Source organism: Fluviicola sp. (assembly GCF_030151805.1).
Classification (GTDB): Bacteria; Bacteroidota; Bacteroidia; order Flavobacteriales_D; family Crocinitomicaceae; genus Fluviicola.
The window spans coordinates 1-10,472 of the sequence record NZ_JASLCN010000264.1; the positions used below are offsets into that span (position 1 = coordinate 1).

Below are 10,472 nucleotides of genomic sequence, written 5' to 3' on the forward strand. Positions count from 1 at the left end.
GTCGGAAATCAATTCGTCACCGCTTCCCTTGATAAAACAATGAAGGTGTGGAATTCAGACTTTTCAAAAGTGGAACAACGCATTGAATTGAAAGAAGGCGGACACAACCGTTCGGTAAACGGAGTGGTTCTGATTGACCAGCAAACCTTTGCCAGTTATGGCGACGATAAGAAGCTGATCGTGTGGCAAAAAGAATCACCGATTTCTTGGTCTGATAATTGATTCTGAAAAAGGAATTTTGTACATTAGTGTTATTATGGACAACGACTTAAATTCTCTGTACCCGCCAAAACCTTTTTTGGAAAAGGAGCCGATCCGGCAAGGTCATATTGCTGTAACAGTATTTTCATTGATGCTGTTCGCTCTTAGTTTCTTGTTGTTTTTTGACAATCAGTTTGTTTTCCTTCTGGAATTGATTGCTGTTTTGGTTATTCACGAAGGCGGGCATTATTTGTTCATGAAATTGTACAAATACGAAAACGTGCGCATGTTGTTTGTGCCTTTGATGGGAGCTTTCGTTCACGGACAAAAAGACGCTTACAGGCAACGGGAAAGTTTGATGGTGGTGATGGCCGGCCCATTTCCGGGAATCATTATCGGAGTCGGGTTGTGGATGCTGGGAATGAATTACCAGGTTTCCTGGATGGTCGAAACCGCGTTATTGCTTTTTGCTGTAAATATTCTGAATTTGCTCCCGATTTTACCGTTGGACGGAGGAAGAATGCTAAGCATCTTGTTTTTTGAGAAAATCGAATTGTTCCAGGTTGTGTTTTCATTTATTTCTTCGCTGGCTTTGATCGGAATCGGGTATTTTATGGATTGGTACGTGATCATGATTTTCGGCTTTCTGATGGGATTTCAGGTCAGAAGTCTGCACCGCCGGTATTTGATTCATAAAGGCCTGAAAGAAGACGAAGTGAACTTTAATTCGACCTACGATAATCTTTCGGACAGATCGTATCACTTTGTTAAAAATCATGTTCTGGAACACACACCGGGCTTACGTCGTTTTGTGGAGAATATGGAAGGAGAGGAAACCAAGACGGTTGTAGCGAACGAAGTAAAGAACATGCTTGTTCCGCCAATGGATCAGGATGTTACGCTCTTTATGAAGATTATTGTACTTATTGGCTGGTTTTTGGCTATTTTTGGCCCGATTTACCTGATGTGGAATCAGGGATTCTTTAATAAAATCTATGCAATTTAAGATCGGACAAAAGGTTTCTTTTTTATACGAAAAAGGAGATGGGGTTATTTTAAAACTGGAACCAAACAGAGCACTTGTTTCGGATGATTCAGGGTTTGACCGTTGGTTTCCAGTAAATGAGTTGGTATTTATTCATTCCGAAAAGTATGCCGATGACGAAATTTCCATTTCCAAAGAAGACCTGGAACCCGAAACAACCTTTCGCATAATTGAAGAACGAACGGGAGTTCGAAAACCACGCACTATTTGGGAAATTGATCTGCATATCGAAGAAATCCTGGAATCAACCCAGGGAATGTCGAACACGGAAATCCTGATGAAACAGATGGCGGAATTCCGGGCTACTTTCAAGAAAGCCAAAAATCAAGCGATTCATAAATTGGTGGTGATTCATGGAGTGGGAGAAGGTGTTCTGAAAAACGAAATCCGGACTTACCTGGCGCTGCAGGATCAGATAGAAGTGTATGATGCCGATTTCCTGGAATATGGAAAAGGAGCAACAGCTATCGAATTTCACCCGAACTGGTAAGATGGAATCTGAATTAATTGACAGCGCGTTCAATCAGCCGGATCGAAAAAAAGAAAATCAAAGTCGTGTACGCATCCTTTCCGGAATCTTGTTTATTGTGATACTTCCGTTAAGTGTTTTTTGTTATACAGACATCATCTGGTTTATTCAGAATTACGCCATCATAAGAGGTAAATACCTTTTCGGCACGGAATCGCTGCATGGAATGGTCAGTTCTTTTTTCATTTCAATTATTCCGGTAATTGCATACTATTGCTGGCTCAAAAGAACGAATGATCAGAAGAACGGAACCGCTTTTTACCTGATGCTGGTACTTTTTACAGCCGGATTATTCTTTTTATTCTTTGTTTTGCAACTGGAGCTGATCTTTGAATTTTCAAGACCCGTAAGACAAAATCCGTTCTTACCAAGCAATGTTGTGGTTCCTCCGTTTTCTTTTTGCTTTGACCTGTTCTTTATTGTTTCAGCGCTTTTCAGTTTCCTGAGTCTGAAAGGACTTATTTACATAAGCAATAAACGGAATCTTCCGTCCCGAAAGTAAATTCTCCCTGGTGTTCCCAGAAGTAAAACTTGCCGTCTTTTGTTTCGTATTTGACACCGCTTGCTGCACGCGCTTGTTTCATGTCGTATTCACTGGTCAGTGAAGGACTTGTTACCGAAACCGTTACTGTGGTTGTACTGTCTTTTTCAGTAATAACCGTGCTTTCCTTGAAAGTCAGTTTGAAATTATTGTCGCAATTGAAATCCATATTGCGGTTTTTTGTGAACGTACTTTCTCCCGTTTCTGAACAAGAACCAAGAATACCAAGCGAGATCAATCCAATAGCTAAATACTTCATAAGGGCGTTTTTAATAAAAATAGGAAATAGAAATGAGTTGAAAAAGTTCAAAAGGTTCAATTTCTAAAAAAGTTCGATTCCTGATGGAAATCGGAATCAAAGGTTCAGGAAAATACTGGATTGAACTTTTAATTCGTTCACTTTTGCACCTTTAAAGTGTTTTGGTCATGATAAAATCATCCATCACATAGCCGTTTCCGATATCCAATACTTCTTCATTCGCTACTGAAAAACCGATTTTCTGATAAAAGTCGACCGCTTTATTGTGTTTGTTGACGTTCAAATGCAAATACTGATTCCCGTGTGATAAGGCTTCCTTCCCGACATGATTGAGCAGGATTTTCCCGATTCCCATTCCCTGGGTGTCCGGAAGAATATACAATTTATGAATGCGGGTAAAATTCGCTTCCGGGTAATCGTGTTCAATTCCGCAAAAGCCCAATACCTTGTCATCCTTTTCGGCAAGCCAGAATGCCTGATTTGGATCGAGAATGGATTTTTCAATACTGGACGTGCTGTACATGTTGTCGAGCATATACCGGATTTGTTCCGGCGTAATAATTCCCTGATAAGAAACAAACCAGGTTTTCTCAGCGATGTCCTGAATAATTGAAATGTCTTTTGTTGTTGCCAGGCGCAGTGTAATCATTTTTAAATGTCTTTTCCGAAAGAATACATGTCGTTGTGGTTGAACTCGATCTGGTCTTTCACGCGTTTAATGGTTTTGATCAAACCGAATACAAATTCATCTGAGTTCAGATTCAGCCATTTGAACCCGGCTTCGTCGTCGTCGATGGCAATTGAGGCTTGATAGAGCAATTCGAATCCGTGAACCTGGAGCCAGTGCTGAGCACTTTCATTTCCTTCCGCAGCGTTCACAAAAGCCATTAAATGCGGATAGCCGTTTTTCATGAGCCAATCCCGGGCTTCCTGTTTCAACGTAAGTGCCTGATTGAGGAAGAAAATTTCTTCGTACCCGTTTTCATACAGGAATTTTTCCAGCTCTTTATGTCCTTCCAACGCTTTGATCCAGGCCAAAATGATCTTGGTAGGGTAGTTGAATTCGGCAAACTCGATATTTGCTTTCTTTACCTCTGCCTTTTTGCGTTTTTCCTCCAAAGGCTCTTTCCCGAATACACGTTTAAACCAATTCATTTATGTAAAGAATAAGTATGCAATCAAAATAGCGGCTACAGCACCAACCAAATCACAGAATAATCCTGCCGTTGCTGCATAACGCGTTTTTTTGATTCCTACAGAACCAAAATATACGGATAAAACGTAAAAGGTAGTCTCGGTACTTCCCTGAAAAGTTGCAGATAAATTACTGATAAAGGAATCCGGCCCGAAAGCTTTCATATTGTCGACCATCAAACCTCTTGCACCTGAACCGGAGAAGGGTTTCATTAACATGACTGGCAAAGCATCAATAAACTCTGTAGATTGAACTCCCAGTTGGATGATGAACCATTTTAAGTTATTCATCAAATCGGTTAAGGCTCCGCATGATTTGAACAAACTGATGGCGCACAACATGGCAACCAGGAAAGGTAAAATATTCAGCGCAACCTGAAAACCGCCTTTTGCACCTTCTACAAACGATTCGAAAGCTGCAATTTTGCTTTTAATCGCCATGATGATAAAGAAAGTGATGAAACCAAACATGATGGTGTTACTCAATATCCGCGAAATGAAATTAACTTGATCCGGGTGTGCATTCAAATACCACAGCAGTAGTATAATCAATGAAGTTAAACCGCCGATATAAGCCAGAATGGTTTTGTTCCACAAGTTGATTTTTTGACGAATGGATACAAATAAAAGACCGCCGAGAGTTGCAAAATAAGTTGTCAATAATATCGGGATAAACACGGATGTCGGGTTGTTTGATCCGGCACTTGCTCTTGCTGCGATGATTGATACCGGAATAATCGTTAATCCGGATGCATTGAGTACCAGGAACATGATCTGAGCATTGGATGCTTTATCTTTTTCCGGGTTAATGTCCTGAAGCTGTTGCATGGCTCTTAATCCTGCTGGGGTTGCGGCATTATCCAATCCAAGCATGTTTGCGGAAAAGTTGAGCATAATACTTCCCATTGCGGGGTGATTTTTTGGAACTTCGGGAAACAGTTTGGAAAAAAGAGGGTTTACCAGCTTAGACATGACATTCACAGCTCCGCTGTCTTCCCCGATTTTCATTAAGCCCATCCACAAGCATAAAATACCGGTCATTCCGATTGCCAGTGTGAAGGCTGTTTCAGCGGTTTCAAAAAGCCCGTCCATCATGTGCTTCAGAATCCAGGTGTCTTGCCAGATGAAGAATTTTGAAAATCCCATTACAATCGCAATCACAAACATTCCGATCCAAACTCTATTCAATACCATGAGTCAAAAATCGCGATTTAATTCCTGACTTAGGGGTTATGCTCTTCGCAAATATGAACAAAGTTTTCAAGAATGATTGCTCCATGATTTCCAGATACTTCAGGATGAAACTGAACCCCGTAAAATGGCCTGGAATGGTGCATCATGGCTTCGTTCACAGTTGCGTCGGAAACGGCTGCATGAATGAAATCTTTCGGAATGCTGATGGCTTCGCAATGATCTTCCATGAGTTCGATTTCGGTTGGAAGCTTATTAAAAAGCGGGCAATCGGCAATGACTTCAATGATCTGCCAGTCGCGGTCTTCCCGCTGCCGGTTAGAAAGTGCTCCGAAAGTCAGGCCCAGCATCTGATGTCCAAAACAAATTCCCAGAATCGGTTTTTCTTCGGTTTTGATCCATTCAAATTGCTCCAGATAGGGTTCTGTGTCAACTTCTGTAATCAGGATCGGAGCTCCCGAAATAATGAAACCGAGTGCATCGGGATACGATTCCCGTTTAAAATCAAAAAGCGGAACAACCTGAGTATCCATGTACTCATAAACAATGGATTCGATCAAAGGCGTTTTAGAACTTCCGCAATCTATAATGAGTATCATACATTACAATTCAATCTGACCAACTCCCTGACGAATGATTTCAGCATTTCCATTGGTGCAGTCAACAATCGTTGAAGCATCCAGTTTCCCCGGTCCGCCGTCAATAATGATTGCTACTTCGTCATCGTAGCGTTCATAAATGGATGCCGGGTCGACGAAATAATCCATGATTTCATCTTCTGAATCGTGGAGGGAAGTTACCGCCATCGGATTTCCCAGTTTCTCTACGATAGCAGCTACAATTTTATTGTCCGGAATACGAATCCCGATCTCTTTTTTACTGGAATCAAATAATTTGGAAACTTCGTTTGTAGCATCCAGGATGAAGGTAAAAGGCCCGGGGAGGTAATGTTTCAGCAAACGGAAGGTATTGCGATCCAATTGCTTGACATATTCTGAAACCTGGCTCAGATCGGAGCAAATGATGGAGAAATTTGCTTTTGACAGCTTCACATCTTTCCACTTGGCCAATTCTGCCAGTCCTTTCTTATTCATCACATCGCATCCCACAGCATAAACGGCATCGGTAGGGAAGATGATGATGCTCCCTTTTTTTAATTCGTCAACAACTTGTTGTACCAAACGATTGTCAATATTATCCGGATTGATTTCGATGAACATCTTGTAAAATTTGTGTTTTAGCTATTTACTCCAATATGAATGCTACTATTTCTTGTCCCGCAGAGGATCGCTGATGCCCGCAGAAGAGAATGTAAAATCATTTTCATACAGAACTTAAATTTAATCAAATTTCGTAAAACATCCGAAAGAAATGGAGGATCTGAGTTTGGAACGAGGTTTGTAATGAAGAATTGAAAATGTAAAGGTGAGAAGGCAAAAGTTGAAATGTTCAATAGTTAATTTGTGTTTAAACATTTTGAACCCTTTCAACTCTTTGAACGTTTGATTGTTCAATTAAAAGGTATCTTTGCACAAAAAATATTCGGAATGAGGTTTTTGGTTTTAGTGATGGTTTGTTTTTTAGGGTTGAATGCGTCTGCGCAGTTGGACCGTAAATCCATTTACAGTGCTTTGGCGAGTGATTCGAAAGAGTTGGTTCAAAAACAGCTGGATGCGCTGGAGAATCTAAAAGAATCGTCCGAGTTAAAAGCTTTTAAGGGAGCTTTGCAAATGAAAGCGGCCCAGTTTCAGAAAACGGCGAAAGCGAAAATGGATTTGTTCAATGCGGGTAAAAAGACCCTGGAGTCCGAAATTAAATCCAACGACGGAAATGTGGAATACCGTTTCTTACGATTACTGATCCAGGAAAATGCTCCGAAACAACTGAAATACAACGGAAATATCAGTGATGATGTAACTACAATTATTACAGGATATAGTCAATTGAAAGAGGCGACGAAAACTGCTTTGGAAGCTTACGCGAAGAAATCGGCTTCTTTGAAAGGACTTTTATAATTGAAAATGGAGAATTGAAAAGAGGATAATCCTTTTACCTTTTCAATTCTCCATTATAAATTTTCAATTATTGCACGTCTGCTTTTATTTTCAGTGTCGAGATTCGAGGTTCTGTATTGGCAGTAATGGTAATCGTTTTTTCACTGGCACCTTTTCCGTTCGGTTTGAATCCGACTTCAATTTTATCAGATTTTCCCGGAGCAATCGGTCCTTCAGGCTTCACAGGAGTTGTACAACCGCAGCTTGCCTTCACATCCGAAAGAATCAAGGGCTTTGTTCCGGTGTTTGTGACTACGAAGGTACAGTGATTTTCTGTTCCTTCGCCTACTTTGCCAAAATCGTGGATTTCCTTGTCTACTTTCATAGATGTAACGGATTCCGCCTCGATTTTTTGCTGTTCTTTCAATTCTTTTAAAGCTTGTTCGTTTGCTTTGATCGTTTCCGGATCATCGGCAACTTCCATTACCAGGTTGCCATCGCTTTCTGTTTTTTCGGTGTTATCCGAACAAGCACTCATCGTTCCGCCAATAACTAAAAGGGCAATAAAGAAACTTCTCTTTTTCATATTAGTTTAATGCAAGTTTTTGTTTGTCGTATTCGTTTGATTGAAGCAATTCAATTGCTTTTTGCAGAATTTCATTCTTTTGGTTGTACACTTTATAGAATGCCTCGATTCCGAAAAGATCATTCGCAATAGTTGCTTTCAATCGAAGTTCCATAATATTCTTACTGATTTTGTATTGATCTTCTTTTAGTTCAAAATCCTTGTTTTCCTTTTTATTGTAAGCAAAGAATTCGTCCATGAGTTTTTTGTCTACAACGAAATTCGCAATGAATTGGTCAACGGTTTCATACTTTTTATGCAGTTCGTCTCTGTTTTTATCTACATAAGTCAGCGGGAAGCCCGTGAAAGAACCATTCTGAATCGTTGATCTGTAGAAATCCGTGATCTCTGAAGTGTCGATCGGAACGAAGAAATCCGGCATAATTCCACCACCTCCGTAAACCGGTCTTTTGGTGATTCTCGTTTCAAATTTCAATGAATCCGGAAGTTTGATACTATCGATATGCGAAAACTCACCGTGCATGAAACGTCTCATGTATTCATTCTTGTAATCACTGATGTTTTCATACGGTCTTTGAATGAACCGGCCGGAAGGAGTGAAGTAACGCGCAATTGTTAAACGCATCTGAGAACCGTCAGAAAGGTCGATTGGTCTTTGCACCAATCCTTTTCCATAACTTCTGCGGCCTACTACCAAACCTCTGTCCCAATCCTGGATTGCTCCAGAAAGAATTTCCGAAGCAGAGGCAGAATTATCGTCGATCAAAACAATCATTTTCCCTTGTTCCCATGCTCCTTTTTTTCCTGCATTCAGGTTCTGACGCGGTTGTGCACGACCTTCCGAGTAAACGATCAGTTTATCATCGGATAAGAATTCATCAGCAATCTGTTGTGCGGCGTAAAGTAAACCACCACCATTTCCCTGAAGGTCAAGAATCAAACTTTCCATTCCTTGGCTTTTTAATTTTTCCAGTCCTTTTTTGATTTCTTCGTATGAACTGCGGGAAAAAGAGGTCAGTTTCAGATAACCGATTTTCGGACTCACCATGTAAGCACAATCCACGGAGTTTACCGGAACTTTATCTCTCGTAATGACATAATTGATGGGCTTCTTCTGAGCTTTTCTAAGAATATCTACACGAACTTTTGTTCCCATTTCACCCAACAGTTTTTCGCGCACCTGGTTGTTTTTCAAACCAACTCCGGCAACATTGATTCCGTCAATGGACACGATTTTATCTCCTGCGCGAATGCCCAGTTTTTCAGACGGGCCACCAACAATTGTTTCGACAACCATCAAGGTGTCTTTCAGGATTTGAAAACGAACACCGATTCCGACAAAGCTTCCGTCAATTGCTACGTTTGCAGCATCTACTTCATCCTTAGGAATGTAAACCGTATGCGGATCGAGCTTTTCCAGCATTCCCACAATTGCGGCATCCATGAGTTCTTTATCGTTTACGGGATCTACATAGAGTTTGTCTACGTACATGAAAATTTCATCCAGACGCTGTCCGTTTGAAGGAGACTTCGGTTCGGTGGGAACCTTTTGAGCTGAAGATATAAAGGAATGGATACTTAATCCAAGTACCAGCAAAACGCTATAGTGTTTCATATAATTTTCTTGAGAATACTAATATAAGTATAAAACGTTCAAACAGCTTGTCAGATACAGTCGAAGTTGCGGATTCCTGTTAAAAAAAGATAATTTGAATCCGGAGTTACGAACAATCCGGTGTTGGTCTTTTATTCGGGATTCAACGGAGGTCTTTTTGTAATTTTAAGACGTACACATCAGTTATGAAGCAGGTAAAGAAGATACTATTGGCGGCTTGCGTAAGTTTTATTTCACTTACATCTTTCGGGCAGGTAAAGGCTTTGGATAAGCTGGAAGTCTTGTATGATCAGGGACATTACAAAATGGTTTTGCGCCGGGCGAATCGGTTGCTGGACCAACCGGATTACGATTATTCCTACAAACCGGAGTTTTACAAAAGCCTGGCCTTGTTTCAGCTGGCTGATCAGGGTTTGTGGGCGCAATTTCATCCGAAAGCACTTCAGGAAGCCCGTGAATTATTCAGCATGGTTCTGGCTTCACCGGACGGAATAAAGGTTTTTAATACGCATTTGAATCACGTTTCTCAATTGAAAAGAGATTTGGTGACGAAAGCCCTGGCTTATAAATCAGAAGGAAAACGAGATAAATACGATGAAATCCAACAGATTTTGTTCGGATTATTCGACCGGATTCCGGATTTGGATGTTCCGGGAGAAATCCAGGCTCCGGTAGTAGATGCGCCTGAAATCAAGGAAACGGCTGCAACGAGTAAAGAGCGGGAAGAAATCATTAAATATGCGAAGAAACATATAGGAGTTCCTTACAAATGGGCAGGAGTAGACCCGAACGGTTTCGACTGCAGCGGATTCACTTCTTTTGTAATGAAGGAATTTAAAGTGACGTTGAGTCGCAGAGCGGAAGATCAGTACAATTCTTCCGTAAAAGTGAAACAGAAAAATGCTCAAAAAGGAGATTTGGTGTTTTTTAATAATGGTTCGGGAATTTCCCATGTCGGGATTATTGTTTCCGCTAAAGGAGAGCCTTTGACGATGATTCATGCAAGTTCCAGCAAAGGAGTGATTATTACCAATATTGAAGAATCCGAGTATTGGCTGAAACGGCTTTATGCAATCGGGACGTATGTGAAAGGAGATTGATCTTTTCTTTTTGTCTTGAGACAAAAAGAAACAAAAAAGTCAAGGCTGTACTCGAAAACCTGTAAACTACGCCTCATTGCGCGAAAGCATTCAAAACTCGTCCGGCTAGAAGACGCCGGACTCAAACAGCGAATGCTTTTTTTGCTTCATTATCCTTCAGAATACGCCTTTCAGGCTTTCTTCAGTCTTCACAAGCTTTGCTTGTTCTTGTTTACGA

Annotated in this window: 13 protein-coding genes and 1 pseudogene; 6 read left to right on the plus strand and 8 right to left on the minus strand. The window is 40.8% G+C overall.

Going from position 1 to position 10,472, the window contains the following annotated elements; all coding sequences use genetic code 11:
* The 4 genes and pseudogenes from Q1V93_RS10055 to Q1V93_RS10070 form a co-directional block, all read left to right on the plus strand.
* Positions 1–222: pseudogene (locus tag Q1V93_RS10055) on the plus strand (hypothetical protein); the annotation flags it as partial.
* A 76-nt stretch (positions 223–298) separates the two neighbouring features.
* A complete protein-coding gene (locus Q1V93_RS10060; protein WP_300664304.1) occupies positions 299–1,207 on the plus strand; it encodes a site-2 protease family protein in 909 nt (302 codons plus the stop codon).
* The gene (locus tag Q1V93_RS10065; protein ID WP_300664306.1) at positions 1,197–1,736 is read left to right on the plus strand and encodes a Smr/MutS family protein; all 540 of its coding nucleotides are present in this window, start codon (positions 1,197–1,199) and stop codon (positions 1,734–1,736) included. The genes Q1V93_RS10060 and Q1V93_RS10065 overlap by 11 nt, the downstream gene beginning before the upstream one ends.
* Position 1,737: 1 nt before the next feature.
* A complete protein-coding gene (locus tag Q1V93_RS10070) occupies positions 1,738–2,277 on the plus strand; it encodes a hypothetical protein (RefSeq protein WP_300664308.1) in 540 nt (179 codons plus the stop codon).
* Here Q1V93_RS10070 and Q1V93_RS10075 read toward each other — a convergent pair.
* The 6 genes from Q1V93_RS10075 to Q1V93_RS10100 form a co-directional block, all read right to left on the minus strand.
* Positions 2,234–2,575, minus strand: a complete 342-nt coding sequence (locus tag Q1V93_RS10075) for an MliC family protein (protein WP_300664310.1) — start codon at positions 2,573–2,575, stop codon at positions 2,234–2,236. The genes Q1V93_RS10070 and Q1V93_RS10075 overlap by 44 nt on opposite strands.
* A gap of 151 nt (positions 2,576–2,726) precedes the next feature.
* On the minus strand, positions 2,727–3,224 hold the full coding sequence (locus Q1V93_RS10080) for a GNAT family N-acetyltransferase (protein WP_300664312.1): 498 nt from the start codon (positions 3,222–3,224) through the stop codon (positions 2,727–2,729).
* A gap of 2 nt (positions 3,225–3,226) precedes the next feature.
* Positions 3,227–3,730, minus strand: a complete 504-nt coding sequence (locus Q1V93_RS10085; RefSeq protein WP_300664314.1) for a hypothetical protein — start codon at positions 3,728–3,730, stop codon at positions 3,227–3,229.
* A complete protein-coding gene (locus Q1V93_RS10090) occupies positions 3,731–4,963 on the minus strand; it encodes a nucleoside recognition domain-containing protein (RefSeq protein WP_300664316.1) in 1,233 nt (410 codons plus the stop codon).
* A 29-nt stretch (positions 4,964–4,992) separates the two neighbouring features.
* Positions 4,993–5,559 (minus strand): gamma-glutamyl-gamma-aminobutyrate hydrolase family protein, encoded by a 567-nt coding sequence (locus Q1V93_RS10095; RefSeq protein ID WP_300664318.1) that lies wholly within the window; start codon positions 5,557–5,559, stop codon positions 4,993–4,995.
* Positions 5,560–5,562: 3 nt separating this feature from the next.
* Positions 5,563–6,180, minus strand: coding sequence for an L-threonylcarbamoyladenylate synthase (locus Q1V93_RS10100; protein WP_300664320.1), 618 nt, complete (start codon positions 6,178–6,180; stop codon positions 5,563–5,565).
* Between the two features lie 327 nt (positions 6,181–6,507).
* On the opposite strand from Q1V93_RS10100, the gene Q1V93_RS10105 reads away from it, so the two are divergent.
* Positions 6,508–6,975 carry a hypothetical protein gene (locus tag Q1V93_RS10105; RefSeq protein WP_300664322.1) on the plus strand — a complete coding sequence of 156 codons (468 nt, stop codon included), beginning with the start codon at positions 6,508–6,510 and terminating at the stop codon, positions 6,973–6,975.
* A gap of 67 nt (positions 6,976–7,042) precedes the next feature.
* On the opposite strand, the gene Q1V93_RS10110 is transcribed toward Q1V93_RS10105, so the two are convergent.
* Together Q1V93_RS10110 and Q1V93_RS10115 are read right to left on the minus strand one after the other, a co-directional pair.
* Positions 7,043–7,540: a DUF1573 domain-containing protein gene (locus tag Q1V93_RS10110; RefSeq protein WP_300664324.1), complete on the minus strand. Its 498-nt coding sequence runs from the start codon at positions 7,538–7,540 to the stop codon at positions 7,043–7,045.
* Position 7,541: 1 nt separating this feature from the next.
* Positions 7,542–9,155 carry a S41 family peptidase gene (locus Q1V93_RS10115; RefSeq protein ID WP_300664326.1) on the minus strand — a complete coding sequence of 538 codons (1,614 nt, stop codon included), beginning with the start codon at positions 9,153–9,155 and terminating at the stop codon, positions 7,542–7,544.
* 185 nt (positions 9,156–9,340) lie between these two features.
* On the opposite strand from Q1V93_RS10115, the gene Q1V93_RS10120 reads away from it, so the two are divergent.
* Positions 9,341–10,255, plus strand: a complete 915-nt coding sequence (locus Q1V93_RS10120; RefSeq protein ID WP_300664328.1) for a C40 family peptidase — start codon at positions 9,341–9,343, stop codon at positions 10,253–10,255.
* Positions 10,256–10,472: the final 217 nt, after the last annotated feature.

Coding starts and splice junctions, on each gene's coding strand:
- Q1V93_RS10080 (WP_300664312.1), bottom strand. CDS start 3,224: ATGATTACACTGCGCCTGGCAACAACAAAAGACATTTCAATTATTCAG.
- Q1V93_RS10090 (WP_300664316.1), bottom strand. CDS start 4,963: ATGGTATTGAATAGAGTTTGGATCGGAATGTTTGTGATTGCGATTGTA.
- Q1V93_RS10085 (WP_300664314.1), bottom strand. CDS start 3,730: ATGAATTGGTTTAAACGTGTATTCGGGAAAGAGCCTTTGGAGGAAAAA.
- Q1V93_RS10105 (WP_300664322.1), top strand. CDS start 6,508: ATGAGGTTTTTGGTTTTAGTGATGGTTTGTTTTTTAGGGTTGAATGCG.
- Q1V93_RS10100 (WP_300664320.1), bottom strand. CDS start 6,180: ATGTTCATCGAAATCAATCCGGATAATATTGACAATCGTTTGGTACAA.
- Q1V93_RS10075 (WP_300664310.1), bottom strand. CDS start 2,575: ATGAAGTATTTAGCTATTGGATTGATCTCGCTTGGTATTCTTGGTTCT.
- Q1V93_RS10120 (WP_300664328.1), top strand. CDS start 9,341: ATGAAGCAGGTAAAGAAGATACTATTGGCGGCTTGCGTAAGTTTTATT.
- Q1V93_RS10095 (WP_300664318.1), bottom strand. CDS start 5,559: ATGATACTCATTATAGATTGCGGAAGTTCTAAAACGCCTTTGATCGAA.
- Q1V93_RS10070 (WP_300664308.1), top strand. CDS start 1,738: ATGGAATCTGAATTAATTGACAGCGCGTTCAATCAGCCGGATCGAAAA.
- Q1V93_RS10110 (WP_300664324.1), bottom strand. CDS start 7,540: ATGAAAAAGAGAAGTTTCTTTATTGCCCTTTTAGTTATTGGCGGAACG.
- Q1V93_RS10065 (WP_300664306.1), top strand. CDS start 1,197: ATGCAATTTAAGATCGGACAAAAGGTTTCTTTTTTATACGAAAAAGGA.
- Q1V93_RS10115 (WP_300664326.1), bottom strand. CDS start 9,155: ATGAAACACTATAGCGTTTTGCTGGTACTTGGATTAAGTATCCATTCC.